This window comes from Roseovarius faecimaris (genome assembly GCF_009762325.1).
GTDB classification, from domain to species: Bacteria; Pseudomonadota; Alphaproteobacteria; order Rhodobacterales; family Rhodobacteraceae; genus Roseovarius; species Roseovarius faecimaris.
Genome location: NZ_CP034348.1, coordinates 3,665,906 through 3,691,889 on the forward strand (window position 1 = coordinate 3,665,906; position 25,984 = coordinate 3,691,889).

Annotated in this window: 24 protein-coding genes; 12 read left to right on the forward strand and 12 right to left on the reverse strand. The window is 60.1% G+C overall.

Translation table 11 applies throughout. The features are described from left to right. The first annotated feature begins 65 nt into the window (after nucleotides 1-65). Both hpf and EI983_RS18250 read left to right on the forward strand, forming a co-directional pair. A complete protein-coding gene (hpf, locus tag EI983_RS18245) occupies nucleotides 66-629 on the forward strand; it encodes a ribosome hibernation-promoting factor, HPF/YfiA family (RefSeq protein ID WP_157708761.1) in 564 nt (187 codons plus the stop codon). Nucleotides 630-674: 45 nt separating this feature from the next. Beyond that, nucleotides 675-1,139, forward strand: a complete 465-nt coding sequence (locus EI983_RS18250; protein ID WP_157708762.1) for a PTS sugar transporter subunit IIA — start codon at nucleotides 675-677, stop codon at nucleotides 1,137-1,139. A 4-nt stretch (nucleotides 1,140-1,143) separates the two neighbouring features. Here the strand turns inward: EI983_RS18250 and EI983_RS18255 are convergent, their stop codons facing one another. From EI983_RS18255 to cysQ, 8 genes are all read right to left on the reverse strand, one after another. Next, nucleotides 1,144-2,568 (reverse strand): sulfotransferase family 2 domain-containing protein, encoded by a 1,425-nt coding sequence (locus EI983_RS18255; protein WP_157708763.1) that lies wholly within the window; start codon nucleotides 2,566-2,568, stop codon nucleotides 1,144-1,146. A 6-nt stretch (nucleotides 2,569-2,574) separates the two neighbouring features. Then, nucleotides 2,575-4,272 carry a DUF5927 domain-containing protein gene (locus EI983_RS18260; RefSeq protein ID WP_157708764.1) on the reverse strand — a complete coding sequence of 566 codons (1,698 nt, stop codon included), beginning with the start codon at nucleotides 4,270-4,272 and terminating at the stop codon, nucleotides 2,575-2,577. A gap of 17 nt (nucleotides 4,273-4,289) precedes the next feature. After that, nucleotides 4,290-5,276, reverse strand: coding sequence for a glycosyltransferase family 2 protein (locus EI983_RS18265; protein ID WP_157709157.1), 987 nt, complete (start codon nucleotides 5,274-5,276; stop codon nucleotides 4,290-4,292). Nucleotides 5,277-5,430: 154 nt separating this feature from the next. Then, entirely contained in the window at nucleotides 5,431-6,453 is a 1,023-nt protein-coding gene (locus tag EI983_RS18270; RefSeq protein WP_157708765.1) for a glycosyltransferase family 2 protein, read from the reverse strand. Nucleotides 6,454-6,489: 36 nt separating this feature from the next. Next, nucleotides 6,490-7,473, reverse strand: a complete 984-nt coding sequence (gene galE, locus EI983_RS18275) for a UDP-glucose 4-epimerase GalE (RefSeq protein WP_157708766.1) — start codon at nucleotides 7,471-7,473, stop codon at nucleotides 6,490-6,492. Between the two features lie 18 nt (nucleotides 7,474-7,491). Next, nucleotides 7,492-8,385: a UTP--glucose-1-phosphate uridylyltransferase gene (locus EI983_RS18280; protein WP_157708767.1), complete on the reverse strand. Its 894-nt coding sequence runs from the start codon at nucleotides 8,383-8,385 to the stop codon at nucleotides 7,492-7,494. A gap of 156 nt (nucleotides 8,386-8,541) precedes the next feature. After that, nucleotides 8,542-9,342: a 3-deoxy-manno-octulosonate cytidylyltransferase gene (locus EI983_RS18285; protein ID WP_157708768.1), complete on the reverse strand. Its 801-nt coding sequence runs from the start codon at nucleotides 9,340-9,342 to the stop codon at nucleotides 8,542-8,544. Beyond that, nucleotides 9,342-10,139 carry a 3'(2'),5'-bisphosphate nucleotidase CysQ gene (gene cysQ, locus EI983_RS18290; RefSeq protein ID WP_157708769.1) on the reverse strand — a complete coding sequence of 266 codons (798 nt, stop codon included), beginning with the start codon at nucleotides 10,137-10,139 and terminating at the stop codon, nucleotides 9,342-9,344. The genes EI983_RS18285 and cysQ overlap by 1 nt, the downstream gene beginning before the upstream one ends. 136 nt (nucleotides 10,140-10,275) lie before the next feature. Between cysQ and EI983_RS18295 the strand changes: the two genes are divergently transcribed. The 3 genes from EI983_RS18295 to EI983_RS19285 all read left to right on the forward strand — a co-directional run bounded on the left by EI983_RS18295 (nucleotide 10,276) and on the right by EI983_RS19285 (nucleotide 12,802). Beyond that, nucleotides 10,276-11,097: an ABC transporter permease gene (locus EI983_RS18295; RefSeq protein WP_157708770.1), complete on the forward strand. Its 822-nt coding sequence runs from the start codon at nucleotides 10,276-10,278 to the stop codon at nucleotides 11,095-11,097. Further along, nucleotides 11,094-11,714: an SH3 domain-containing protein gene (locus EI983_RS18300; RefSeq protein WP_157708771.1), complete on the forward strand. Its 621-nt coding sequence runs from the start codon at nucleotides 11,094-11,096 to the stop codon at nucleotides 11,712-11,714. The genes EI983_RS18295 and EI983_RS18300 overlap by 4 nt, the downstream gene beginning before the upstream one ends. Nucleotides 11,715-11,899: 185 nt before the next feature. After that, nucleotides 11,900-12,802 (forward strand): CAP domain-containing protein, encoded by a 903-nt coding sequence (locus EI983_RS19285; RefSeq protein WP_198389342.1) that lies wholly within the window; start codon nucleotides 11,900-11,902, stop codon nucleotides 12,800-12,802. A 14-nt stretch (nucleotides 12,803-12,816) separates the two neighbouring features. On the opposite strand, the gene EI983_RS18310 is transcribed toward EI983_RS19285, so the two are convergent. Then, nucleotides 12,817-13,425: an alpha-ketoglutarate-dependent dioxygenase AlkB family protein gene (locus EI983_RS18310; RefSeq protein ID WP_157708772.1), complete on the reverse strand. Its 609-nt coding sequence runs from the start codon at nucleotides 13,423-13,425 to the stop codon at nucleotides 12,817-12,819. 212 nt (nucleotides 13,426-13,637) lie between these two features. On the opposite strand from EI983_RS18310, the gene dnaK reads away from it, so the two are divergent. The 3 genes from dnaK (at nucleotide 13,638) to radC (ending at nucleotide 17,639) form a co-directional block, all read left to right on the forward strand. Next, on the forward strand, nucleotides 13,638-15,557 hold the full coding sequence (dnaK, locus tag EI983_RS18315) for a molecular chaperone DnaK (protein ID WP_157708773.1): 1,920 nt from the start codon (nucleotides 13,638-13,640) through the stop codon (nucleotides 15,555-15,557). A gap of 73 nt (nucleotides 15,558-15,630) precedes the next feature. Continuing rightward, nucleotides 15,631-16,785: a molecular chaperone DnaJ gene (dnaJ, locus tag EI983_RS18320; protein ID WP_157708774.1), complete on the forward strand. Its 1,155-nt coding sequence runs from the start codon at nucleotides 15,631-15,633 to the stop codon at nucleotides 16,783-16,785. 89 nt (nucleotides 16,786-16,874) lie between these two features. After that, nucleotides 16,875-17,639, forward strand: coding sequence for a RadC family protein (gene radC, locus EI983_RS18325; RefSeq protein ID WP_157708775.1), 765 nt, complete (start codon nucleotides 16,875-16,877; stop codon nucleotides 17,637-17,639). A 4-nt stretch (nucleotides 17,640-17,643) separates the two neighbouring features. Here radC and EI983_RS18330 read toward each other — a convergent pair whose 3' ends face one another. The 3 genes from EI983_RS18330 to secA all read right to left on the reverse strand — a co-directional run bounded on the left by EI983_RS18330 (nucleotide 17,644) and on the right by secA (nucleotide 23,036). Then, entirely contained in the window at nucleotides 17,644-19,203 is a 1,560-nt protein-coding gene (locus EI983_RS18330; protein ID WP_157708776.1) for a substrate-binding domain-containing protein, read from the reverse strand. Between the two features lie 24 nt (nucleotides 19,204-19,227). After that, a complete protein-coding gene (locus EI983_RS18335) occupies nucleotides 19,228-20,082 on the reverse strand; it encodes a hypothetical protein (protein WP_246162229.1) in 855 nt (284 codons plus the stop codon). A 257-nt stretch (nucleotides 20,083-20,339) separates the two neighbouring features. Beyond that, nucleotides 20,340-23,036, reverse strand: a complete 2,697-nt coding sequence (gene secA, locus EI983_RS18340; RefSeq protein WP_157708778.1) for a preprotein translocase subunit SecA — start codon at nucleotides 23,034-23,036, stop codon at nucleotides 20,340-20,342. 190 nt (nucleotides 23,037-23,226) lie between these two features. Here secA and EI983_RS18345 point away from each other — a divergent pair, with 190 nt between their 5' ends. The 4 genes from EI983_RS18345 (at nucleotide 23,227) to EI983_RS19480 (ending at nucleotide 25,968) form a co-directional block, all read left to right on the forward strand. Next, nucleotides 23,227-24,084, forward strand: a complete 858-nt coding sequence (locus EI983_RS18345; RefSeq protein ID WP_157708779.1) for a peptidylprolyl isomerase — start codon at nucleotides 23,227-23,229, stop codon at nucleotides 24,082-24,084. 2 nt (nucleotides 24,085-24,086) lie between these two features. Then, entirely contained in the window at nucleotides 24,087-25,316 is a 1,230-nt protein-coding gene (gene argJ, locus EI983_RS18350) for a bifunctional glutamate N-acetyltransferase/amino-acid acetyltransferase ArgJ (protein ID WP_157708780.1), read from the forward strand. Next, the gene (mutT, locus tag EI983_RS18355; protein WP_157708781.1) at nucleotides 25,313-25,711 is read left to right on the forward strand and encodes an 8-oxo-dGTP diphosphatase MutT; all 399 of its coding nucleotides are present in this window, start codon (nucleotides 25,313-25,315) and stop codon (nucleotides 25,709-25,711) included. The genes argJ and mutT overlap by 4 nt, the downstream gene beginning before the upstream one ends. A 122-nt stretch (nucleotides 25,712-25,833) precedes the next feature. Then, nucleotides 25,834-25,968 carry a hypothetical protein gene (locus EI983_RS19480; RefSeq protein WP_281356439.1) on the forward strand — a complete coding sequence of 45 codons (135 nt, stop codon included), beginning with the start codon at nucleotides 25,834-25,836 and terminating at the stop codon, nucleotides 25,966-25,968. Nucleotides 25,969-25,984 lie beyond the last annotated feature (16 nt).

Below are 25,984 nucleotides of genomic sequence, written 5' to 3' on the forward strand. Positions count from 1 at the left end.
CCTGAAGGATCACTGGCGCGCCAGCACCATGACCCACGCCTGAAGACCCAATTGAAGGAGACGAAATGCGCTATCAAATCAGTGGAAAACAGATCGATATCGGTGAAGCTTTGCAGACGCATGTCAAGCAGGACCTGGGCAGCGCTGTACAGAAATACGCGGAGCGCCCAACCGACGCGCACGTAATTTTTTCCAAAAGCGCCAACGAGTTCGTCTGTGAAATCATTGTGCACCTGTCCACCGGCCTGACCACCCAGGCCAAAGCGCATGCTCATGAAATCTATGAATCTTTTGATAAATGCTGCGACAAGATCGAAAAGCAGCTGCGCCGCTACAAGCGCCGCCTGAAAGACCATCACAGAGACCGCGCTGAACCGGTTGAACTTATGGGCGCGTCCTCGTATATCCTCGCCTCTGAGACGGATGATCAGGAATCGGAGCCCGAGAGCCTGCAACCGATGATTGTCGCGGAGATGGAGACCAAGATCCCATCCCTGACAGTCGGAGAGGCGGTTATGCAGATGGAGCTTGCGGGCGCGCCGGTGCTGGTCTTCCGAAAGGAAGGGAAGGAAGGGCTGAACGTCGTATATCGCCGGGATGATGGCAATATCGGCTGGATTGACCCCTGAGACTAGAGGCGGCGGCGCACCCGTCGCTTGCGGAGCAGTAGACCAATGGATATGACGACGATCCTCAAGCCCGAGGCCGTCCGCGTGCTTTCGGCGGCCTCCAGCAAGAAACGTCTGTTTCACGAGCTGGGGGGGGTCGTGGAATCCGTCTATGGTCTGTCGCAAAGTAAAGCGGTCGAGGCACTCCAGGAACGCGAGAGCCTCGGCCCCACCGGCGTTGGTCATGGTGTTGCTTTGCCACATGCGCGGCTGGACGGGTTGAACGACGTGGTCGGCGCGCTCGTACTCATGGAAAGCCCGATTGACTTCGACGCGGTGGACCGTCAGCCCGTGGACCTCGCCTTTGCCCTGTTTGCCCCGCATGACGCGGGCGTGGAGCACCTGAAGGCGCTGGCGCTTGTCTCGCGCACGCTGCGGGATAAATCCGTTTGCAGCAAGCTGCGGGCCAATGCCGACCCGTCCACGCTCTATACCATTCTGACCGAAGCGGACTCGGTTCAGGCGGCCTGAGCGATCAGCCCCAGGGCCTGAATCCAAACATCATGTAATCGCGCTGATAGACCTCGCTGACGATGGTTTCGATCTCGTCATCGTAAATCTCAGAAAGCGCAATTGGCTTGTCCGGCGCCGCCTGATCCGGGGCCGCCGCACGCGCATAACCCACCTGCCCGGCAAGCTGTGGCAGGACCTGATGCATCTCATCCTCGCGCACGATCAGATCGGGCAGCGCAAAGATCGACATCCCCTGGATCACGGCCGCTTGCGTGGCCCAATGTGCATCGACACGAATGCCCGTCTGCCCTGCCAGATTGGCCCGCAGGAATTCCAGAAATCCTACGAACGCGGCACGATGCGCCATCCGGTCATAGTCATCCTCGGGGCGGCCCGGCAGCGGCACCTTGTAGAAATTGCGAAGGGTCTTGCGGATCTCGGTAAAGGTGCCCGGACCACGATTGAGAATCTTGGTGCAGAACGCCGCATGCGCCCGGGCCACCGGATGCCGGATCACCGTGAAACTGCGATGCCCCTTCTTGGCGCGCTTCCATTGGCGCAGGCTTTTCTGATTATGCTTCACGGTAAGCGTCTTGGGCGGCACCTCGTCAAGCGCGGCCATCCAGCGCACCACTTCTGGCTCGGGGCCCGCGCGCACCGGCATGTACAGCAGCGGCGCATGCGCCCCGGTCACAAAGCCCGGCACGCCGGGCCCGCGCCGCGGTTCGAAATTGGGCGTGCGCGTCAGGTTGAACGTATCGACCCCGGCAAGGGCTGTCTGCATATCCTCGAAATTGGCCACCTTGTCCTGAAGGGACGAGGGGTTTTGCTTTTTCAGAGAGGAATCCAGCGCCTCCAGCCGCTCGCCAGAGCCCAGGAAGCGCGCCAGCCCGTTCATCACCTCCAGCGATTGCAGGTCTTCATAGGCCACATAAAACGCCGTCTGCCCGCTTGTCTGAAGCCGGTTCAATAGCATCACCTGGAATTCCTGCAGGCGGGTGATATGCCGCTCGAATTCCACGCCGTCAAAGCTGACCTTGCTGTCCTTTCGGCGCTTCACATTGGTCAGCTTCCACTGGCCCGTCGCTTGCGCAATCTTCCAGCTCACATAGCTTTCGGCCGGGTTGCGGGTGAGGATGATCTTGGCGCATCGCGGATCATCCAGCACGATATCCAGAACGCGCGGATCATGGTCATGAAAGAACCGGAAACCGCCTAGACCGTTGGAATACTCCTTGATCGTATTAATGAGCCGAGCCGGGTCTCCGTCGCGTGTCGCCTGGGTGACACCGAGAATTTCCGTGCTGTTGGGATAGCCGATGAAATGCGGGTTGAACGCCTCACCATGACAGGTGAAGCCGTCAAACGCATTCAGGTTGGCCTCCAGAAAGTTGGAGCCGGTGCGCATCTCGGCGAATACGACAAAATAGTCAAAAGGCCGGGACATATCCGATCACCGCACAAGATAGGGCTTGGGTGAATTCTGCGACAACCCGCCTTGCGTGTGAGATACCGGGAAATCACCCATAAGATAGGGGTGCATGCCCTGGTTCTTGAGGTTTTGCAGGAACTGGCCAAAGCCGGTCAGATCGGCCATTTTCGGCACCTCTGCCAGCCCGCGAAGGCTCTGCTGACCAATCTCGTCGATGATCGTCTGCAGCGGCTCCATCGGGGCCTCGACAAACTCCGCCATGGTCCAGATACGCACCCGCGCCTTCGTCCAGGGCGAGCGCAGCGTCTTCAGATGCTCGCTTTCGATCTGCTGCAACAGCGCCGCCTCCTGCCGGATATCCGAGAAGTTGCGGTTGGATTTGAAGAGCGGCACCGCCCAGGCCCCTGAGATCACCGAGATCTGCGCATTATGATCCTTGGCGATATCCCATTCGATATCCTGCACATCCCGCGGGCCGAACTGAAAGCATTGCCGTTCACCGCGGGTGTTCCAGATCAGATTGGTCAGGAAGGCGCGCGGGTTGTAGTCGCGCAGTTCCGCACTGTCGCTCAGCGCGCCGTTCATCACCTCCTGCCCGTCGGAAAACTCGGCCCTGTCTGGAGCAAAAATATGCCCATGCACCCGCGTGCGAGTGGTCTTGGCCAGCCAGCTTTCGAAGTTCTCAAACAGATCCGAGAACCCTTCGAACACGGAGTAGGGCGCGCAAGTCAGCCCGTTCTCGCGCCCCTCAACCGGAAAACGGCTTTGCATCAGAAGGCCGGGCCGCCCCCGCGTGCGCCGCTCCACCGCCTTGGCGAATATACGGTCGATTTTGCCCGGGTTCGGCTCTGTCCGTTTCATCGCACCCGAGGCATCGGTAAGAAAGGCGTCATAGAGCTTGTTCGCAAAGGGCCAGATCTTGCGCGCGACAAAGCAGTCGGACCGCCGCAGAAGCTGTAGGTGATCATCATAGAAGATGTGCGGCTTGCCCTGATAGTCGAACTTGGACAGGGTCAGTGAACGGCTTTCGATCTGACGCGAATAGAGCCGCGCGAGCGTTTGGAAATAGCTCTCATCCGGGATCCAGACACGCCGGAAATAGCGGTCATAGGTGGGGCGTTCCGGGTCTTCGAGGATTGCCGAAAGGGTCTGTCGGGTAAGGCACCACCATTGGCTGCCCATATGCGGGACAATCCCGTTGGGGATGCGCCGTTTGTAACGTACCAGCCGTTGCAACGCGACATAGCGGTCAAAGAGGTAGCGGTTCTTGCGCCAGGAAAACGGGAAACGCAGGGTGAACCGCTCCTGATCCAGACCGCCCATCGTCCAGGGCACATCCGCCGTCGTGGCGCTTTCGATGAAGTCCGTATGCGGGCGCTCTTCGAGATAGTCGATCAACTCCTGCACGGGCCGAAGCGGCAGGCAAGAGCCGGACGACAGATACACATGCCGCACCTGCGGAAACTCGGCCAGCATGATCTGGCTGGCTTCCTGTGTGGCCGCGACCAGCCCCCAAGTGCCCCACTCGCAGCGGTGCCTTTTGGCAAAGCGCACATCCGGCAGATCCGAGAGAGCATTTCGGAACTTCGCATAGGTCTGACGCGGGACCGATTTGTCTGCATGAATCACGATCGGACACCCCGACGCGGCCCAATGACGGGCAATCTGCTCGGCCCGGCCAAAGGCCGTATGCACCAGCATGATGATCCCGACACTCACTGCTTACCGCCCTTCTCTCACGCCCAGTTCCCCTTTGACATCAGCCCGAGGATTTCTAATTGCCGCCAGTTTATATATTTTTCCGACCATTTGCACCAAAGGTCTGGAGTGTCTTCGAATTTTTCCGCGTAGGCCTTGTATTCGATGCTGCCGGAATAATGTTGTTTGCGCGTCAGCTCTTCCTGGGCCTTGGCGGTGAACGTGTCGAGGAACTTGGCATGCAGCAACACGCCGCTGGCCTTTTCCCCGCCCCATTCGTCGTAGGTCAGGTTCAGCCCGCGCGGCAGCAACATATGGGTTGAGCTTTCATAGGCATAGTTTCGGTGCCACTTGACCAGCGGGATCTTGTTGAGCGCCGGAGCCTTCTTGGGCTGCGTCGGGAAGAACACCCGCGCCCGCGGCCCGCCCTGGATCCAAAGGTTGCCGAACTTGTAATTCTTGGTGATCTGGTAATTGCCCGGATCGAACCACGCGGCTATCTCAATCGGATTCTGCCCGGGCCGATAAGGCACCGCGTCGATCCGGCCCTTGGGATACATATCGAGCAACATCGCACCAAAGCTTTTCACCTGGCTCACATCGAGCCAATCGGTGAGCGCACGAATGGGCCGTGTATCACAGAACGGATAAACAAAAAGCTCATCCGGATCGACCACCAGTGTCCAGTGCCCGTGGCCGTATTTTTGCTGAAGCCAGTTCAGCCAATCCACCCCGAAACGCGCGCGCCTGTAGCTCGCCGTTGTGGACCAGAGAGAGACATCCGGCTGTTCCGCCAGATACTCCGCCCCCCCATCCGTACTGCCATTATCCACGATCAGGAAATGCGAGACGCCCAGCTCGCGGTAGTATTTCAGGAAGTACGGCAGGCGCACATACTCATCGCGCAAAGTCGAAAACAGCAGGATATCGCCAGGTTTGATCTGCTCTGTCTGATCGACAACAGAACGCAGCGAAAAATGCTTGCGCCAGGCACGTATTTTCGCGCGCTTCCGGCGAAGCCGCATACGATATGACTGCCAGAGCTTCACCCATCAACTCCTGAAACGCGCGTGCAAGGACCGCGACCGCACTTTAGTCTCTGACACTTAATTAAACATTTTTCGAGGTCAATTGTTTCCATTTCGTGAACAATTGCGCTTTTTCCGGGGGTTACGGGCGTCATATCCAGTTTCCCTTCGACATCAGCCCCATTGCTTCAAGCTGCCGCCAGCTGATCAGCCTGGTGGATTTTTCACACCAAAGATCCGGGTTCCGGGTGAGGCTGTCATAATACGTATCGTACAGGTCTGAATTGGCAAAATGCTCGGCCCGGTGCTTTTCCTCCGCCGAACGTTCGACGATCGTGTGCAGGAACTTTGTATGTAGAAGAATGCCCGAGGTCCGCTCTCCCCCCGCCTCGTCATAAACATGGTTGAGCTTGCGCGGCAGGATCGAATGAGATGAGCTGACATATGCGTAGCCCCTGTGCCACTTGACCAGAGGCGTTTTGCTCATCGTGGGCGCCCGGCGCGGGCGGTCGGCAAAGAAGACACGCGCCCGCACGCCCCCCTGGATCCACAGGTTTTCCAGATCGGGCTTTTTCTGGATCATGTAATTGCCGCCGTCGAACCAGGCGAGAATGTCAAACGGGTCGTCTCCTGCCTCATAGACCTGCGCGTTGAGCGGCCCTTTGGGATACATATCCAGCATCAGCGCACCGAAGGAACGACGGTCATGCCGGTCGAGCCATTCGGTCAGCGCGCGAAGGGGTCGCGTGTCATGATGCGGGTAAATCAGGATTTCATCCGCATCCACCGTCAGGCACCAATGCCCATGCGCATGGCGGTGTTGAAGCCAGGTCAGCCAATCGACCCCGAAGCGCGAGAGCTTGTAACTGGCGGGCGTTGTCCAGAGCGAGACATCGGGCTGTCTGGCCAGGTAGTCCCGGGTGCCATCGTCACTGTCATTCTCCACAATCAGGAAGTGATCGACCCCCAGGGCGCGGTGATGCGCCAGGAAATGCGGCAGGCGCACCATTTCATTGCGCATGGTCGAGAAAACGAGAATGTCATCCGGTCCGATCTGCGCGGTGCGGTCAATGACCGGGCGAAGCTGACGGCGTTTGCGGAACGAGCGGAAGAGCAGCCTGCGGCGCTTCCACCGCAAGCGATAGGCCAGTGACAGTTGCTTTAGCCTGTCCATATGTGCCCGTGCCTTACCGCCTCCGCTCCGTCTGTCCTATTTCTCGTAATGTCCCGACTGGTGCCAACGCCAGGCATCCTCGATCATTTGCCGCATCTTCGAGCGTCCGGGCGCCCAGCCCAGCTCTTCCTCGGCGCGGGTCGACCCCGAGACCAGCTTGGTGCAGTCGCCGGGTCTGCGCGGGCCCTCGATCACCGGCACCTCGCGGTTGGTCACCGCGTGGGCCTGTTCGATCACCTCGCGCACCGAAAAGCCGGTTCCGGTGCCAAGGTTGAATACCCGGCTTTCCTTCCCCTGCTCCAGCCATTTGAGCCCTTTAATATGCGCCTCCACAAGGTCCATCACATGCACGTAGTCACGAATGCAGGTGCCGTCGGGCGTGTCGTAATCCGTACCAAAGATGGTCAGCGCGTCGCGCTTGCCCGCGATAGCATCCAGCACCAGCGGGATAAGATGCGTCTCGGGCTGGTGGAACTCGCCCACCTCCGCCTCAGGATCGCACCCTGCCACGTTGAAATAGCGGAAGATCACATGCCGCAGACCGTGGGCGACCTCGAAATCGCGCAGCATATCCTCGATGGCGCGTTTGGACGAGCCGTAGGCGTTGATCGGGTGTTGCGGGCAGTCCTCGTCAAGCACCACATTGTCCTGATCGCCATAGGTGGCGCAGGTCGACGAGAAAACGATGTTCTGCGTCCCGCCGCCCACCGCCGCTTGGAGCAGGGTCAGCGATCCTTCGACGTTGTTGCGCCAGTAGCGTGCAGGGTGGTTCATACTCTCGCCCACCTGGCTGAGCGCCGCGAAATGCATCACCGCCGTTGGCTGATAGGTGGCGAACACCTCGTCAAGCCGCGCGCGGTCGCAAAGGTCGCCCTTCTCGAACGGGCCGAATTTCACCGCGTCCTGCCAGCCGGTGACCAGACTGTCATAGGTGACGGGCGTATAGCCCTCACGCGCCAGCATCTTGCAGGCATGACTGCCGATATACCCGGCACCGCCTGTCACCAAAACCGTCGTCATCTGATCCGTCCCGCCCGCTTACTGAGCGGCTTTGTCGGCATGCACGATATCGTTGAGATAACCCCAGAGCTCGTCGCGCAGCTCTTCGCGTTCCAGTGCGAACGCCACGGTCGCCTGCAGGAAGCCCGCCTTGGACCCGCAATCGAACCGCCGACCATTGAACCGGAAGCCATAGACCTCTTCCCCCGCCTCGCGCGCATCGGCGATGGCGTCGGTCAGCTGGATTTCACCACCCGCGCCGGCCTTTTTCTTGTTCAGCTGCTGCAGCACGGTGGGCGTAAGAATATACCGGCCGATGACAGCAAGGTTCGACGGCGCGGTGCCCGCTTTTGGCTTTTCGACCATCCCTTTGGTGGAAACCAGCGCGCCCATGTCATCCTTGATATCGAGGATACCATAGGACGAGGTCTGATCATCCGGGACTTCCATGGCCGCGACCATGTTGCCGGGATTTTCCTCGAAGGCTTCGACCATCTGGGCAAGGCAGGGCTTGTCGGCGGCAATCACGTCATCGGGCAGGATCACGGCAAACGGCTCGTTCGCGATCAACCGCCGCGCACACCATACCGCATGGCCCAGTCCAAGCGGCTTGTGCTGGCGCATATAAGCAATTTCGCCACTGTCCATGTTGGTGGATTTGAGGACCTCAAGAAGCTTGTCCTTGCCTTTGCGGCGCAGCTCCTGCTCAAGCTGCGGAGCATTGTCGAAGTAATCTTCCAACGCGCCCTTGCCGCGCGAGGTGATAAAGATGAATTCCTTGATCCCCGCAGCACGCGCTTCGTCAATCGCATATTGCACGAGCGGGCGGTCCACCAGGGTCATGATTTCCTTCGGTACGGATTTGGTCGCCGGCAAAAACCGCGTGCCAAGTCCCGCGACGGGAAAAATCGCCTTCGTAACCTTGTTTCTCATCACCTGCTCCTCGACACTTTCTTTTTTGTTTACACTACACAGATACCTTTCGGTTTGCATAATCATAAGCGGGAAAAACAGCCAAATTTTGTCAATCAGCGCCACTTTTGAAACAAAAATTCAAAGCGGCGAAAGGCCGTGTCAGGCAACAGCCGCTCACGGCATCGACATTTCGGCCATCATCGCTTCGATCCGCGGCACATCCTCGGGGTTGTTCAACTCCCAGAACTGGCGGCCCCGTGCCTCTACTTCGGTGCACAGGATCGTGCGTCCCTGCTCCAAGAAACGGAGCTGTTCCAGCCCTTCAAGACGCTCCAGCGGGCCCGCTGACCAAGTCTTGTAGGTGGTCAGCGCCTCGGGGCGATAAGCATAAACCCCGACATGGTGAAACACCGGCGTGGCGTCTTCATCTGCATAGCGTTTGCCGGTGTAGGGGATGACCTCCTTGGAGAAGTAAAGCCCATGCCGGTTGGCATCGAATACCGCAGTCGTGCCACCGACACGGCCCTGCGAACGGTCCTCGAGAAACCCGTTCAACGCTTTGCCATCGCAGCGCAGCACAGGCGTGGCGATATCCGCGCTCGGGTCCACCATCAGGTCGCGCACCAGATCCTCGACAAACCAGGCGGGCGTCAGCGGCGCATCGCCCTGCAGGTTGACGACGATATCGAAGGCACCGCCCAGATGCTCCAGCGCTTCGGCACAGCGTTCGGTGCCATTGGCGCATTCAGACGACGTCATCACCACCTCGGCGCCAAACGCTTCAGAGGCGGTTCTGATCCGGTCATCATCCGTTGCCACCACAACCCGGTCCACACCCTTCACCATCTGCGCCGCTTCCCAGGACCGTTGAATCAGGCTTTTTGCCTTTCCGGTCGCGCCGGTGAGCGAAACAAGGGGCTTGCCCGGATAGCGGGTCGAGGCATACCGCGCGGGAATGACGATCAGCACAGACATCAGGCCGACTTCAGCGCAACATCAGGGGAATAGGCGATGAAGAACGGGTTGGCATAACCATCCTTGCCGTACATCAGCGGGGTATGATCATCAAACCGCACCACCTTGCCGCCTGCACCGTTCAGGACAGCATGGCCTGCGGCGGTGTCCCATTCCATCGTCCGGCCCACGCGGGGATAGAGATCGGCCTCACCGGTGGCGATCAGACAGAACTTGAGCGAGGACCCCGCGCTCTTCATATCCTTCACAGCATATTTGTTTATGTAGTCATCCGTTGCCTGATCCCGGTGCGACTTGGAGGCAACCACCATAAGCGCGCCATTGTCGGGCTTCGAGACATGGATCGGGCGCAAAGCGCCAAGCGTATCGCGCTCGAACGGGCCCTCCTCTTCGACCGATGTGCCATCCGCCTGAGTAAAGAACATCCGCCCCTTGGCCGGCGCATAGACCACGCCGCGCGTCGGTACACCGCTTTCGACATAGGCGATATTCACGGTGAAATCGCCGCGCCGATGGATGAACTCCTTGGTGCCATCCAGCGGATCGACGATCAGAAAGGTATCGGCCCTTTCGCTATGGGACGTTGCCTGTTCCTCGGTCACAAGCGCCACATCCGGGAAAGCCGTGCGCAAACCGGCCGAGATAATCGCATCGGCTGCCTCGTCGGCTTCGGTCACCGGGCTGTCGTCGGATTTCACCTTCACGTCGAAATCATCGGCCCCATAAATCTCCATGATCCTGTCGCCTGCGTCCAGCGCGAGACGGCGCATCACGGTGATCAATTTGTCGTAGTCCAAAACCCTGCTCCTTAACGGCGTGCTCCTGACGGGCACGCATCTGTTGATCCGATTGCATTGTCCCCTTATGATACGGCGCTAACGGGACAGCAAGAATTCCGTGCCACAAAGCCAAGGCAGACAGCAAAGCAGCGCCATGTTCCAGAATGTCCAACCCAAATCGACGCTTCAGTCGATCGCCGCGACGGGCGAGCTGATCTATCACGCCGCGGTGCGGGATGTGCGCAAAGCGCATGGCAATGCCTATATCGCGTTGTTTTCCAACATGATGGTCGCCATCATGTTCGTGGTGGCTTTCTATGTAATGTTCATCATCCTCGGACTGCGGTCCGCCGCCCTGCGGGGTGATTTTTTGCTCTACATCATGTCGGGTATTTTTCTGTTTCTGACCCATACCAAGGCATTGGGCGCCGTTGTCGGGGCAGAGGGGCCGGTTTCTCCGATGATGCTGCACGCCCCAATGAACACGATTATCGGCATCTGTGCCGCCGCGCTCAGCACGCTTTACATTCAGACCCTCACGCTATTCGTCATCCTCTTCATTTATCATGTCGGCTTCAATCCGATCACAATCGACCAGCCGATTTCAGCCTATGGCATGTTTCTTCTCAGCTGGGCCTCGGGTATCTCGATCGGGCTTGTCCTTTTGTCTATCAAGCCCTGGTTCCCGGGTTTTGTTAACCTCTTCACCACGGTGTATCAGCGCGCCAGCATGATCTGCTCGGGCAAGATGTTTGTCGCCAACACACTGCCGGGATTCATGATTGCGATGTTCAACTGGCATCCGCTGTTTCACACCATCGACCAGAACCGCGGATTCGTCTTCGTCAACTACTTCCCGCGCAACTCAAACTGGGAATACACCCTCTACCTCTCCTTGGTCTTTGTCATGATCGGGCTGATGGGTGAGTTCTACACAAGGCAATTCGCCTCCAGCAGCTGGAGCGCGCGCCGATGAGAGCCGCCCTGCTGGCAGGTCTTCTTATCGCCTGGCCTGCCACGGTCATGGCGCAATCCCTGTCGCTGCCCGCGCTCTATGCGGTGGTGGACGTGGCTAAGGGTGACGTGCTCAACATCCGGGCGGAACCGGACGGATCGGCCCAGCGGCTTGGCTCTTTCGCGCCTGGGGAAAAGCATATCGAGGTGACCGCATTGGATGCCACCGGCAAGTGGGGTCGGGTGAATGTCGATGAGCAAAGCGGCTGGGTTGCCCTGCGATACCTCGCGCGCCAACAAATGGACGAAAGCACAGGCCTGCCGCGCCCGATGACCTGTTTCGGAACGGAACCGTTCTGGCGTCTCGACATCGACGCCGCTGCCACCGCGGCGTTCCGCAGCCAGGACGGCACCGAGATCAGCTTCTCCGGGGTGACGGCGCGCCGCGCCGATGGCCGCACGGATCGCTTTGCGCTGATCTCGGAACAGCAAGACGGCGCCGTCCATGCGGTTCTGGAACGCCGGACCTGCTCGGACGGAATGTCGGATCAGAGCTATGGGCTGGATATCAACCTGTTCCTGCGTGACGATGCCGGCACGCGCCTTCTTGCCGGGTGCTGCTCTGTCGCGCCGCGCTGATCGTTTGGCGATCAGCCCCGCACAGGTCGCGTCCCTGACCTGGCGGGCCGCATCCAAAATCCGCCGATACACACCCGCCAATCTCGCAGAACCCCGCGCGTTTTGCGGCATGTTTTCGCCCGTGATTGCGCGCGTGCCTTGCCCTGCCTAAGCCCACCCGGCGGCCCCGCAGGAAAGGAAGAGATATGTCACAACCCAACGCCCTTGAACAGCTCATGCTGGAGCTGATCAACGAAGAGCGCGCCGCCGTCGGCGCCCCACCCTTGCGGTTCAACGGTGATCTGAACGAGGCCAGCGAAGACCACAGCAGCTGGATGCTGGCCACGGATGTCTTCTCGCATACCGGGCAAGGCGGTTCATCGGCCGGCGACCGGATTCAGCAGGCAGGCTATGAGCTTGAAGGCAACTGGACCTGGGGCGAAAACATCGCCTGGCAATCCGAGCGCGGCGACCCCGGCCTCGAAGACGACGTGCGCGACCTGCACGAAAGCCTGATGAACAGCCCAGGCCATCGCGCCAATATCCTGAACCCCGATTTCGAAGAGATCGGAATCGGGATTGAACGCGGTGATTTTGGCCGGTTTGACAGCGTCATGGTCACGCAGAATTTCGGAACAACCGACGCCACACCAGACCCGGTCACCCCGCCGACACCGGCCCCTGTCGCACCTCCATCAGAGCCGCCGGCCACGCCAACACCACCGGTTGCGCAACCGGTAAATCCGATCCCGATCCCACCGGTGATGCAGCCGCCGGTCATCGTCACCGAACCGGCGCCGCCGCTCTACACACCGCCCAGTCTAGTGGCGCAGCCGGGCTTGCCCGATACCCCGTCCTGGGCACCGCTGTTTCCGCAAGGGCCTTCTCAAGGTCCAAGCCTTGTCAGCCTTTTGCAGGATGTGTTTGACTTCACCCCGGCGCCACAGATGCCGTTGCTTGATTTCCTGGTGAACCTGCCGGGGCTGACAATTCCATCCTTGGCACCGCCAGCGCCGGTTCCGACCCCTGCCGCACCGCCCGATCTGTTTGTTATGGATCAGCTGAACCTGTCCGGCGCATTCTATGATGGGTTTGACACTGGCGCCTGACCCCGAAAGGCGGATCAGTCGACGACACGCAGCGTCAGATTGATCCGCCCGCCCTTCGGCAGAAGCGGCGAAGAGCCAAACCGGATCCGGTCCACGCCGTGATAGGTCAGCCGCGCCTCGCCCCCCATGACAACCGCATCGCCGGAACTGAGCCAGAGGCTTTCCGTCTTGCCCCCGCGTGTCGGGTTGCCAATGCGAAACAGCCCGTCATCCCCCAATGAGAGCGACAGGACCGGCCAGCCGAAATCCGCCTCGTCGCGATCCTGATGCATCCCCATCCGCGCACCCTCACCGTAAAAGTTGATCAGGCAGCAATCCGGTCCGCGCTCCTTGCTGACCAGATCGCGCCAGATGCGCATCACCACTTCGGGAATCGGGGGCCACGCCTGTCCGTCCGGGTGGTGCGGGACATAGCGATAGCCCGAGCGGTCCGAATACCAGCCGTATTTGCCCGCTGATGTCATGCGCACCGACATCGGTTTGCCATAGGGCGTCTGTGGTGAAAACGGAGGCGCGGCGCGCGCCACCTCGCGCAGTTCGGTCAGCATGTCCACCTGCGCCGCCGCATTCAGCAGGCCCTTGAAAATCTTGAACCCTCGGATCGTCAGGGTGGGGGTGGTCATGGAATCGTACGCCTTTCGTGTCTCTGCCGCTCATTTTAGCCAAAAATACAAGAATAGCCTCTATCCCGGCGCTTGCAGGGCCAGTTTCGCCTGCCTATATACGCCGGGAAGCGTTGAGCGGATGCTACCCGCCGACGTGCAACCATCGGGGCCCTGATGCCGAAACGGGTCGGGCCTCTGTCATATCGCCTTAAGTAGAAGGGATCGAAAACATGGCCAAAGTCATTGGTATTGACCTCGGAACCACCAACAGCTGCGTCGCCATCATGGATGGCAGCCAGCCCCGCGTCATCGAAAACAGCGAAGGCGCACGTACCACCCCCTCCATCGTCGCGTTCACGGATGACGAACGCCTCGTTGGCCAGCCGGCCAAGCGCCAGGCAGTGACCAACCCCTCCAACACGATCTTCGGCGTTAAGCGCCTGATCGGTCGTCGTGCGGACGACGCGGATCTTGCCAAGGACAAGAAGAACATGCCGTTCAACGTCATCGACGGCGGCAATGGCGACGCATGGGTGGAAGCCAAGGGCGAAAAATACAGCCCCTCCCAGATTTCCGCCTTCATCCTGGGCAAGATGAAGGAAACCGCCGAGAGCTATCTTGGCGAAGACGTGACGCAAGCCGTCATCACCGTTCCTGCCTATTTCAACGACGCCCAGCGTCAGGCCACCAAGGACGCGGGCAAGATTGCCGGCCTCGAAGTGCTGCGGATCATCAACGAACCGACCGCTGCCGCGCTGGCCTATGGCCTGGACAAGGAAGACACCCACACCATCGCGGTCTATGACCTTGGTGGCGGTACGTTCGACGTGACCATCCTTGAGATCGACGATGGCCTGTTCGAAGTGAAATCGACCAACGGCGACACGTTCCTTGGCGGTGAAGACTTCGACATGCGCATCGTCTCCTACCTCGCCGATGAGTTCAAAAAGGAAAACGGCGTCGATCTGACCAAAGACAAGATGGCGCTGCAACGGCTCAAGGAAGCCGCCGAGAAGGCCAAGATCGAACTGTCGAGCGCCTCGCAGACCGAAATCAACCAGCCCTTCATCTCGATGGGCTCGGACGGTCAGCCGCTGCACATGGTCATGAAACTGACCCGCGCCAAGCTGGAAAGCCTTGTGGGGGACCTGATCAAGGCCTCGATCAAGCCGTGCCAGGCCGCTCTGAAAGATGCGGGCCTGTCGGCCAGCGAGATTGACGAGATCGTGCTTGTCGGTGGTATGACCCGGATGCCGAAAGTGGTCGAGGAAGTGACCAAGTTCTTCGGCAAGGAGCCGCACAAGGGGGTGAACCCTGACGAAGTGGTCGCCATGGGTGCCGCCATTCAGGCCGGTGTTCTGCAAGGCGACGTGAAAGATGTTGTTCTGCTCGACGTGACGCCGCTGTCGCTCGGGATCGAAACGCTGGGTGGCGTGTTCACCCGCCTGATCGACCGCAACACGACGATCCCGACCAACAAGAGCCAGATCTTCTCGACCGCCGAGGACAACCAGAGCGCCGTGACGATCCGCGTCTTCCAGGGCGAGCGTGAAATGGCGGCGGACAACAAGATGCTTGGCCAGTTCAATCTGGAGAACATCCCGCCCGCCCCGCGCGGCATGCCGCAGATCGAAGTGACCTTTGACATCGACGCCAACGGCATCGTGTCGGTCAGCGCCAAGGACAAGGGCACTGGCAAGGAACAGAAGATCACGATCCAGGCCTCGGGTGGCCTCAGCGACGACGACATCGAAAAGATGATCAAGGACGCCGAAGAGAACGCCGAAGCCGATAAGGAACGCCGCGAGCTGGTTGAAGCCCGGAACCAGGCCGAAAGCCTGATCAACTCGACCGAGAAGTCGATGGAAGAACATGGTGACAAGGTTGACCCGACCACCATCGAAGCCATCGAACTGGCCATTGCTGCGCTCAAGGACGATCTGGAGAAGGACGACGCGTCCGCCGACAAGATCAAGTCGGGCATCCAGAACGTGACCGAGGCAGCGATGAAGCTGGGCGAGGCGATCTACAAGGCCCAGGCCGAAGAGGCCGAGGACGAGCCGATGGCCGCTGACGAGGCTGCGAAAGACGGTGACGACGATATCGTCGACGCCGATTTCGAAGACCTCGACGACGACAAGCGCGCCTGACGCGAGCCAGGAACGACATGGGCCGGTCCGGTGACCGGGTCGGCCCAGACCGTTCCGAGTGAGGAGGACCTCGATGGCCAAACGTGATTATTACGACGTGCTCGGGCTCTCCAAGGGAGCGTCGGCCGAAGAGATCAAGAAGGCCTACCGCAGCAAGGCGAAAGAGCTTCACCCCGACCGCAACAAGGATAACCCCAACGCCGAAACCCAGTTCAAGGAAGCGGGCGAAGCGTATGACGTCCTGAAAGACCCCGAGAAGAAAGCTGCTTATGACCGGTTCGGCCATGCTGCATTCGACGGCGGGATGGGCGGCGGCGGCGGGCGTCCCGGTGGCGGCTTCGGCAACCAAGGCGACTTTGCCAGCGCGTTCTCGGACGTGTTCGACGACCTCTTTGGCGACTTCATGGGCGGGCGCGGCGGTCAGGGCGGGCGACAGCGCGCAGCGCGCGGTGCAGACCTGCGCTATAACCTGCGCGTCACTCTGGAAGAGGCGTTCAGCGGCCTGCAAAAGACAATCAATGTGCCGACATCGGTCTCCTGCAGCTCTTGCAGCGGCTCCGGGGCGGAAGGCGGCGCTGAACCGTCCACCTGTCCCACCTGTTCCGGCATGGGGAAAGTCCGCGCGCAGCAGGGATTCTTCACGGTCGAACGCACCTGCCCCACCTGTTCGGGTCTGGGTCAGATCATTTCGAACCCCTGCAAAACCTGCCACGGCCAGGGCCGGGTGGAGAAAGACCGCTCACTGAGTGTTAATATCCCTGCGGGTGTCGAAACAGGCACGCGGATCCGCCTGGCCGGCGAAGGCGAGGCCGGAATGCGCGGCGGACCTCCGGGCGATCTCTACATCTTTATCGATGTGGCGCAGCACGAGCTTTTTGAGCGTGAAGAGACCAACCTTTTCTGCCGCGTGCCGGTGTCGATGGCCACGGCCGCGCTTGGCGGCGATATCGAAGTGCCCACGATCGATGGCGGCCGCAGCCGGGTAAAGATCCCCTCGGGGAGCCAGTCCGGACGCCAGATGCGCCTGCGCGGCAAGGGTATGCCCGCCCTGCGTGGCGGCGCGGCGGGGGATATGTTCATCGAACTGGCGGTGGAAACCCCGGTGAACCTGACCTCGAAGCAAAAAGAGCTGCTGCGGGAATTCGAGGAACTGTCCGAGGACAACAACCCCGAAAGCAAAAGCTTCTTCTCCTCGGTCAAAAGCTTCTGGGACAGTATGAAAAACTGATCCTGCAACTCTGAAAAGGCACCCCGGCGCGGGTGCCTTTTTCGTTCAGGATTAAGAAATCCGTAACCATGGCGCTGCATTGTCAGCACATGACCCAGAACGCCGCTTTTTCTGAGATGCCGCTCCCGCTCTTTAACGGGGACGAGGCGCTGCAGTCACCCGCCCTGCCCCGCGCCAAACTTCCGTCATACATCCGCGATCATCGCAAGCGTCTGCGCCAGAGGTTTCTGGAAGGCGGGGCAGGTGCGATGCCTGACTACGAATTGCTGGAGCTTGTTCTGTTTCGCGCGATTCCGCGACAGGATGTGAAACCCCTTGCGCGCAGCTTGCTCGACAGGTTTGGAGATTTCAACGGCGTGCTGTCATCCGATCCGCACAGCCTTGCTCAGGTCAGCGGCGTGGGCGAGGCCGTCATCTGCGAGCTGAAAATCATCGAAGCCGCAGCGCATCGGCTGGCGCGTTCGCGTATCCTGCAACGCCATGTGATCTCAAGCTGGACACAGGTGATCGACTATTGCCACACCACCATGGCGCACCGGGAAACCGAGCAGTTCCGCATCTTCTATCTGGATCGCAAGAACGTATTGATCGCGGACGAGGAACAGGCGCGCGGCACGGTGGATCATGTTCCGGTCTACCCGCGTGAGGTGGTCAAGCGCGCATTGCAGCTCAATGCCAGCGCATTGATCCTCATCCACAACCACCCATCGGGCGACCCGACGCCGTCAGCAGAAGATATCGACATGACCCGCCAGGTTCAGGCGGCCTGTGACGCTCTGGGCATCACCCTGCATGATCACATCATCATCGGAAAATCCTGCGAGATGAGCTTTCAGGCGGAAGGCCACTTGTAGGGCCCTACCTGACCCAGACCTCAACCCGCCGGTTCACCCGCCGACCCCATTCGCTGGTATCGCAGGCCATCGGCATCGCTTCGCCGAAGGCAATCGTCTCAATGCTGATCCGGGCAAGGTTGGCCGTCTCTGCCGCGCGAGTCACGGCGGCGCGTACCGCTTCGGCGCGTTTGCGCGCGATTTCCAGATTGCCCTCGGCCGGGCCCTGCCCATCGCTGAACCCCACAAAGACAAGTCGCCGCGCATCGTAATGGCCCAGCTCCATGGCCCGCGCCAGTTGCAGAACGTTGGAACGTGACTGCGCATCAAGCCGGGTTGAACCCGTCTCGAACCGGAACGTGGTGGTCAGTCGTTTCAGCGGCGCCAATGCGCGCACCATTGCTTGCAACTGACCAAGGCTCACCTCTTCGCCCGCCCTCGAAATCGCATTTGCAAAACGATCCCCCTGCGCGTTGATCTCGATCTCTTCGGGGGTCTGATCCACAAACCCCGCGCGCCGGATCACCAATTGCGCTGACGGATCGCGCAGATAGGTCAGAAACTCGCGCACCAGCTTGGGAAAGCGGCGCGCGGGCATGTACAGAAACAATGGCATCGTCAGCGGATAATCCTCGGTCTTCACCGCGCGGCGCATGGCCTTCATGGCAAATCCGCATTGTCCCTTTAGCGCGAGGGGCCAGGTGCTGCCCGTATCAGACTGCCGCGTGACCGCGATGGCAAAGGGATCCGCCATCACAGCAGCAAGAAGCGATTGATCGCTTTCATGCCATGTGACCGAGGGCGCGGGCGCCACCGACGCGGGACGCAGCACCTGGTCGGCCACGGCCTGACCCAGTCCCGACACATTGCTCAGCATCTGTACGTCAATCGGCGCATCCGGCCCGCCGAGGACCGCCCAGTTGGTGATCTTCCCCGAAAGCACATCGGCAAGCTGCGGCGCTGTAATGTCCTGCACCGGGTTCGTCGGTGACACCACGGGCACCAGCGCATCAAGGGCCACCACCTTGCTGCGCCCCCTGGCAAGGAGGTTTCCAAGCCCGGCATCGCGCGCGCGCTTCACCTCTTCCGGCCGCACCTCACGCAGGGACATGACAATATCGGCCTCATCGGCCAGAAGGTCCGCGAAACCTTCGTCCGAATTGGTCAGCTGAAAATCGAACTCACCCAGAAGCTGCCCGGTCGACTTGTCGGTGATACGATAGCTGAAATCCGCATCAGCACGGCTTTCCCGCTCCAGGGAGTAGCCGCTCTTTATGGCGAACGCCTCCAGCAGGCCAGGCATCAGAACACGACCGATCGCAGGCTCACCGGCAAGGGTGATCCGAGCAACGAAGTTGTTGAGGTTTGGACATCCCGGCCCCTCGCAATCCACGCCCGAGCCATCGACGGTCAGCTCACCATAGATCGTATCGACGCGGTAAAACTCGCCATCGAACCCCAGCAGATTGCCGGAAATCTCAACATCGCCGTCGCGGGAGGTGAGCGTCACATCCTGCGCAGAGGCGCCGGGCGCCATCCCAAAAAGAAGAAGTGCGGCGAGGACCGCCGCACGTAGCCTTGTCATAAAGTGACCTCGGATCGTGCCGGATTAGTTCCCGGCGATTTTCAGGTCATTCAGCAGGTTTTTCAACACCAGAAAGTCACCAACCGAGTCACATTCAGGCATGGCCAGCACCAGGTCCTGCACTTTCAGGCTGCCATCGGCGCTTTTCTGGAGCGACTGCGCCTCGACATCTCGGCCGCAATTGGCTGCGGTGATCTCGGCCTCGACGCTCAGGGTCACATCCCCGCCCTGTTTGGCCACGCCGGAAGGGAAGGTATAGACCTCAGCTATCAATGCCTGATCAAGCTCCGGATCGCCCAACCGCGTGAGGAACCCGCCCTCACCCAGCGCCGCGCTACTTTCATCCCGCGCGGCATCGGCCCACACGTGACCCGCTTCGCCATAATCGGCGCCATATTCCAGCGCATGAACCTGCATGCCGCTCTGACCTTTCCACTGCACAACAGCGCGGTCGTAATACTCCAGCGATGTCACGGATGCATTGGCAACAGCCCCTTCGCCATTGGCGAAGGCCACGATGAACACCGCGTTTTCCGACAGCGCCGGAACCGCGAATTCTGCCGTGCCTTCCATGTCGGTCGTCATGCTGAACATCATGCCATTGTGGTGCAGGGTAAACCGTTCGTTGACCATGCAAGGGGCTTCCAGCGTCAGTTGCACCATCGCAGCAGCCTGCGCCATCGCGCTCAGCATATGCTCGCAATTGAAGCTTGGGGCGGCCTCCTCTTCGGGCATTTCCGCCAGCGGAATGTCCTCCAGCGCGGCGTTGACCACCGGTTCCGCCGGCAATTCTGCAATGGCAGGCGATTCAGGAAGCGTCGGAGGAGCAGCAGAGGCAAGCGCCAGATCGTTGACCTCAACCGGAGCGGCATCAGTCATCGTAGCCGCTGCCTCGGTTGCGACCATGCTCGCAGACGCGACCTGCTGACCACCGGCCCCTGCCGGAACCTGCGATCCGCTTTGCATGAAATACCCGATACCAAGGGCGCAAACGAGCGTTCCCCCGGCAGTAATGAGTCGTTTTGGCTGGATCATGACGACCTCCCACAGCTTTTGAAGCTCTGGGACGCTACAAAACGATCAAGGCCCAGTTATGACGCCTGAGGGGTCACATTCGGGCGTCTTGAAGGCGTATGTTACACCAGACGCCCGTGACAATGCTTGAATTTCTTGCCTGATCCGCAGGGGCACTGCTCGTTCCGGCCCGGGTCACCCCAGGTGCTGGGATCGTCCTCGACAAAGCCTTCGCGCGCGTTCTCGGGATTGCCCACAGGCTCAGGCGGCTCGGCGGCCTTCTGCATCGCAGCCTGCTGTTCCTGCATCTGCCGCATCAGGGCGTCTTGCTCTTCCTGCGTCATCGGCCGGATCTGGGCCAGCTTCTGGGTCACTTCCTGGCGTAGACTGTCCAGCATGTTTTCGAAAAGCTGGAAGGCCTCGTTCTTGTATTCGTTCAGAGGATCACGCTGCGCATAGCCACGGAAGCCGACGACCGAGCGAAGATGCTCCAGACGCAGAAGGTGCTCGCGCCACTTGCCGTCGATCGTCTGCAAAAGCACCTGCTTTTCGATCATCCGCATGTTCTCGGGGCCGAACGCCTCGGCCTTCTCGGTCATCATCTGTTCAGCGGCAGAATCCAGGCGATCCGCGATCTCGTCATCGTCCACGCCTTCCTCATTCGCCCAGTCGATTACCGGCACGTCCATATTGAACTGCTCGATCACCGCCTTATGCAGCCCTTCGGTATCCCATTGATCGGCATAGGTTTTCGGCGGCATATACGTGTCGATCAGATCGTCGATCACCTCGCCGCGCATGTCCTGCACGATATCCGACAGATCTTCGGCCTTCATGATGTCGAGCCGCTGCTTGAAGATCACCTTACGCTGATCGTTCATCACGTCGTCAAACTTCAGAAGCTGCTTGCGGATGTCGAAGTTGCGCCCTTCCACCTTGGCCTGCGCGCGCTCCAGCGATTTGTTCACCCAGGGGTGAATGATCGCCTCGCCTTCCTTCATGCCCAGCGTCGACAGCACCTTTTCCAGCCGTTCCGAGCCGAAGATGCGCATCAGGTCATCGTCGAGGCTCAGGAAGAACGCCGAACGTCCCGGGTCCCCCTGACGGCCCGAGCGGCCGCGCAGCTGGTTGTCGATCCGTCGGCTTTCGTGCCGTTCCGTGGCCAGAACAAACAGGCCGCCTGCATCCTTCACCGCCTGCTCATCGGCCTCATGCTCGGCCTCGATGCGTTCCCGGATCGTCTCGGGGTCGCCCTCGGGGTCGGCAGCGATGGCTTCCATGATCTTGAACTCGACATTCCCGCCCAGCTTGATGTCGGTCCCGCGCCCGGCCATGTTCGTCGCAATCGTCACGGCACCCAAGCGGCCCGCATCGGCCACAATCTGCGCCTCCTGCTCGTGTTGCCGCGCGTTCAGCACGTTGTGCTTGATCTTGGCCTCGGTCAGCATCTTGCTGAGCATTTCAGATTTCTCGATCGAGGTGGTACCCACCAGCGTCGGCTGACCCTTTTCATGGGCCTCGCGGATCACGGTGATCACCTCGTCATACTTCTCTTTCGCGGTGCGGAACACGGCGTCATCGTCATCCACACGGGCAATCGGTTTGTTGGTCGGAACCTCAACCACGCCCAGCCCATAAATCTCGCGAAATTCGTCGGCCTCGGTGGCGGCCGTGCCGGTCATGCCCGCCAGTTTCTCGTAAAGGCGGAAATAGTTCTGGAACGTCACCTGAGCCAGCGTCACGTTCTCGGGCCGGATGCTCACGCCTTCCTTGGCTTCGATCGCCTGATGCAGACCTTCGGACAGGCGCCGTCCGGCCATCATCCGGCCGGTAAATTCGTCAATCAGCACCACCTCGTCACCGCGCACGATATATTCCTTGTCACGGGCAAATAGCGTGTGCGCGCGCAGACCCTGATTGACATGGTGCACGATGGTCGTGCTTTCCGGATCATAAAGCGAGGCATCTTCTTCCAGAATGCCATGCTTCTTGAGCAGCGCTTCGAGGAACTCGTTGCCCTCGTCGGTGTAGCTCACACTCCGGTTCTTCTCGTCGATCGAGTAATGCTCTTCCGTAAGCTCCGGGATCAGCTTGTCGATTGTAATATACAGGTCGCTGCGGTCCTGCGCCGGGCCGGAGATGATCAGCGGCGTCCGCGCCTCGTCGATCAGGATGCTGTCCACCTCGTCGACAATCGCGAAGTAGTGATCGCGCTGGTTCATCTCTTCCAGCGAGGATTTCATGTTATCGCGCAGATAATCAAAGCCCAGCTCGTTGTTGGTGGCATAGGTGATATCGGCGGAATAGGCCGCTTTCTTTTCATCCTCGGCCTGCTGCGGATAGACCACGCCACAGCTCATCCCGAGCGCACCATAAACCTTGCCCATCCAGTCGGCATCGCGGCGGGCCAGATAATCGTTCACCGTCACGATGTGCACACCGCGCCCGGTCAGCGCATTGAGATAGGCCGGGAAAGTGGCGACAAGGGTTTTGCCCTCGCCGGTCTTCATTTCCGAGATGTTGCCCTCATGCAGAAAAATACCGCCCATGAGCTGCACGTCGAAGGCCCGCAGGCCCAGCGCCCGGCGCGCCCCTTCGCGGCAGTTGGCGAAGGCTTCGGGCAAAAGCGACTCGAGGCTTTCACCGTTCGAGACCCGCGCTTTGAACTCGGCGGTCTTCTCGATCAACCCCTCATCCGAGAGCGCCTCAAACTCGGGCTCCAGCGCGTTGATCTTCTCGACAAGCGGTCGCGTCGCTTTGACTTTTCGGTCATTCGGGGTCCCGAAAATCTTCTTGGTGACCGCTCCAAATCCCAGCATGTTTTATCCCAACCGGTGTTTCGCCTGATTGTGACAGGCTATTGCTTGCCCCGCTTGATCGGGCACCCTACAAAGGCGCAACCCGGGGCGGAATTTCCTTGATCTTAAGGCGATGTAAGGGGCCGCCCGAACAGTGTCAACGCCGTGCGGCCAGAACTGGCCTGAACCTATTGTCGCAAAGGATGCCCTGATGAAATTCTGCCTTCCGCTTCTGACAGCCGTCAGCCTTGCCCTTGCCCCCATCGGCGCCGTGGCTGCGGATGAAACTCAGGCGCTTTCGCCGGACACAGTGCTGGCGACGGTCGATGGCACAGAGATCACCCTGGGGCATATGCTGGCCGTGCGCAGCAGCCTGCCACCGCATTACGATCAGCTTGACCCGACAACCCTTTTTGACGGCATTCTGGAGCAGCTCGTACAGCAGGCGCTGCTGTCGCAATCGCTCGAAGGCGAACCCGCGCTCCAAACGCGCCTGACCATCGAAAACGAGACCCGCGCCATCCGCGCCGGGGCCGCGATCGATGCTGTGATGCGCGAAGAGTTCACCGAAGATGAAATCCAGGCCGCCTACAAAAGCGAATATGTCGATCGGGGCCCGGATATCGAGTATCGCGCTGCTCATATCCTCGTGGAAACCGAGGAAAAGGCGCAATCTCTGATCAAGGCGCTGGCCGACGGGGCCGATTTCGCAGCCCTGGCGCAAGAGCATTCAACCGGACCTTCGGGGCCCAATGGCGGAGAGCTCGGCTGGTTCGGCAAAGGGGTCATGGTGGAGCCATTCTTTGATGCCGTCACCAGATTGGACGTGGGTGGTGTGTCCGAGCCGGTTCAAACTCAGTTCGGTTTTCACGTCATCACCCTGCTGGACACACGTTCGCAGGATGTGCCCTCTCTCGACGACGTGCGCGAGCAGCTGGTCAATGAACTGCGCAACGAGAAATTCCAGAATCACGTTGCCACTCTGAAAAGCAAGGCCATGATCGACCAGATCGAAGCGGGCACGATTGACCCGTCGGTTGTCAACCAAACAGACCTTCTGGAGCAATAATCATGGGTGCCACCCCTCCCAGATCGCCGCTTGCGCCTGCGGCCTTTCCCGACCTGCCCGAAATCGGCGGGGTCAGCTTTGCCACCGCTGAGGCAGGTGTGCGCTATAAGGGTCGCGAAGATGTGATGCTGGCCAGTCTGGCACCGGGCACCGCCATCGCCGGGACATTCACACGGTCCTCGACCCGCTCGGCCGCGGTGCTTGATTGTCAGGCGAAGATCGGCAAACCGAGCGATGCGGGTGCCGCGATCATCGTGAATTCAGGCAACGCCAACGCCTTTACCGGTCGCAACGGGGCCGAGGCCGTGCGCGCCACGACACAAGCCGTCGCCCAAGCGCTGAACCTGCCCGAGACGCGTGTGTTCTCTTCGTCCACCGGGGTTATCGGGGAGCCGCTGCCGCATGACCGGATCACGGCAAAACTTGATGAACTGGCCAAAGCGCTTTCGCCCTCCGCCATGGACCGTGCCGCGCGCGCGATCATGACCACCGATACCTTCCCCAAGGGCGCTGCTGCCGAGGTTGAGATCGATGGCCAGGTGATCCACATTGCGGGCATCGCCAAGGGGTCGGGCATGATTGCGCCCGATATGGCAACGATGCTCGTCTATATCTTTACCGATGCGATGATCGACCAGCAGGAGTTGCAAAACATGGTTTCGGTGCTCAACGCCGCGACCTTCAATTGCATCACGGTCGACAGCGACACCTCGACCTCTGACACACTTCTTGTTGCGGCCACCGGGGCGTCCGGGCTGCGGGTGACCGAGCAGAGTGTCGGCTTCATGGAAGGGCTGCGCAATGTCATGCTCAACCTCGCGCATCAGGTGGTGCGCGACGGCGAAGGTGCGACGAAGTTTGTCGAAGTATCCGTTACCGGCGCGCTCAGCGATGAGGATGCGCGCACCCATGCGCTCTCCATCGCCAATTCGCCACTGGTCAAGACGGCCATCGCCGGAGAAGATCCGAACTGGGGCCGTGTTGTCATGGCCATCGGGAAATCCGGCGCGCCCGCCGATCGCGATACGCTCTCCATCCGCTTCGGCGATATCCTCGTGGCGCGCGAGGGATGGGTCAGCCCCGATTATAACGAGGACATCGCAGCCGCCTATATGAAACAACAGGAGCTCGCGATTCACGTGGATCTTGGCATGGGCGGCGGTACGGCGCGGGTGTGGACCTGTGACCTGACCCACGGCTATATCGAAATCAACGCCGACTACCGCTCATGAAAACCGTGCTGGTCTCTGCCGTGGCGCTCATCGACATCGACGGGCGCATCCTTCTTACGCAGCGGCCCGAGGGCAAGTCCATGGCCGGGCTGTGGGAATTCCCCGGCGGCAAGGTCGAACCGGGAGAGACGCCCGAACACGCGCTTATCCGCGAACTGCACGAGGAACTGGGGATTGAAACATGGGGGTCCTGTCTTGCCCCGCTGACCTTCGCCAGCCACAGCTATGAGGATTTTCACCTGCTGATGCCGCTCTTTGCCTGCCGAAAATGGGAGGGCACCCCACGGGGCCGCGAAGGCCAGGCGCTCAAATGGGTCCATGCCCGCAACCTGCGTGACTATCCGATGCCGCCCGCCGATATCCCTCTCATCCCAATTCTTCGTGACTGGCTCTAGCTTGGACGTTTTTCAGCTTTGATCAGCCCTCGAATCGGATAGTATTGTCTCTGGTTGCGATCAAATTAGGTTGTGTGTCGATAGATTGATCATAATGCGTGTCCATTCGGGGGGATATAGACATGCTTCGCACCATCCGTGTCGGAAAATACATTTCTGTTCAGGGCATCTGTGTCCGCACCCTGCCCAACGGGCTGATGCAGGTGCGGGTTGGTGATCGTATCTTCTCAGGCGTGCCGGTCAGCAAAGCCGCCTGAGCCCTGCACCACGATC

Excerpts from the sequence above, each read along its gene's own strand:
- mutT (WP_157708781.1), top strand. The coding sequence starts at position 25,313 with ATGAAAACCGTGCTGGTCTCTGCCGTGGCGCTCATCGACATCGACGGG.
- EI983_RS18295 (WP_157708770.1), top strand. The coding sequence starts at position 10,276 with ATGTTCCAGAATGTCCAACCCAAATCGACGCTTCAGTCGATCGCCGCG.
- dnaJ (WP_157708774.1), top strand. The coding sequence starts at position 15,631 with ATGGCCAAACGTGATTATTACGACGTGCTCGGGCTCTCCAAGGGAGCG.
- EI983_RS18300 (WP_157708771.1), top strand. The coding sequence starts at position 11,094 with ATGAGAGCCGCCCTGCTGGCAGGTCTTCTTATCGCCTGGCCTGCCACG.
- argJ (WP_157708780.1), top strand. The coding sequence starts at position 24,087 with ATGGGTGCCACCCCTCCCAGATCGCCGCTTGCGCCTGCGGCCTTTCCC.
- EI983_RS18270 (WP_157708765.1), bottom strand. The coding sequence starts at position 6,453 with ATGGACAGGCTAAAGCAACTGTCACTGGCCTATCGCTTGCGGTGGAAG.
- dnaK (WP_157708773.1), top strand. The coding sequence starts at position 13,638 with ATGGCCAAAGTCATTGGTATTGACCTCGGAACCACCAACAGCTGCGTC.
- EI983_RS19285 (WP_198389342.1), top strand. The coding sequence starts at position 11,900 with ATGTCACAACCCAACGCCCTTGAACAGCTCATGCTGGAGCTGATCAAC.
- EI983_RS18285 (WP_157708768.1), bottom strand. The coding sequence starts at position 9,342 with ATGTCTGTGCTGATCGTCATTCCCGCGCGGTATGCCTCGACCCGCTAT.
- EI983_RS18335 (WP_246162229.1), bottom strand. The coding sequence starts at position 20,082 with ATGACTGATGCCGCTCCGGTTGAGGTCAACGATCTGGCGCTTGCCTCT.
- EI983_RS18330 (WP_157708776.1), bottom strand. The coding sequence starts at position 19,203 with ATGACAAGGCTACGTGCGGCGGTCCTCGCCGCACTTCTTCTTTTTGGG.
- secA (WP_157708778.1), bottom strand. The coding sequence starts at position 23,036 with ATGCTGGGATTTGGAGCGGTCACCAAGAAGATTTTCGGGACCCCGAAT.
- EI983_RS18345 (WP_157708779.1), top strand. The coding sequence starts at position 23,227 with ATGAAATTCTGCCTTCCGCTTCTGACAGCCGTCAGCCTTGCCCTTGCC.
- EI983_RS18280 (WP_157708767.1), bottom strand. The coding sequence starts at position 8,385 with ATGAGAAACAAGGTTACGAAGGCGATTTTTCCCGTCGCGGGACTTGGC.
- EI983_RS18310 (WP_157708772.1), bottom strand. The coding sequence starts at position 13,425 with ATGACCACCCCCACCCTGACGATCCGAGGGTTCAAGATTTTCAAGGGC.
- EI983_RS19480 (WP_281356439.1), top strand. The coding sequence starts at position 25,834 with ATGCTTCGCACCATCCGTGTCGGAAAATACATTTCTGTTCAGGGCATC.
- radC (WP_157708775.1), top strand. The coding sequence starts at position 16,875 with ATGACCCAGAACGCCGCTTTTTCTGAGATGCCGCTCCCGCTCTTTAAC.
- EI983_RS18265 (WP_157709157.1), bottom strand. The coding sequence starts at position 5,276 with ATGCGGCTTCGCCGGAAGCGCGCGAAAATACGTGCCTGGCGCAAGCAT.
- EI983_RS18255 (WP_157708763.1), bottom strand. The coding sequence starts at position 2,568 with ATGTCCCGGCCTTTTGACTATTTTGTCGTATTCGCCGAGATGCGCACC.
- galE (WP_157708766.1), bottom strand. The coding sequence starts at position 7,473 with ATGACGACGGTTTTGGTGACAGGCGGTGCCGGGTATATCGGCAGTCAT.
- hpf (WP_157708761.1), top strand. The coding sequence starts at position 66 with ATGCGCTATCAAATCAGTGGAAAACAGATCGATATCGGTGAAGCTTTG.
- EI983_RS18250 (WP_157708762.1), top strand. The coding sequence starts at position 675 with ATGGATATGACGACGATCCTCAAGCCCGAGGCCGTCCGCGTGCTTTCG.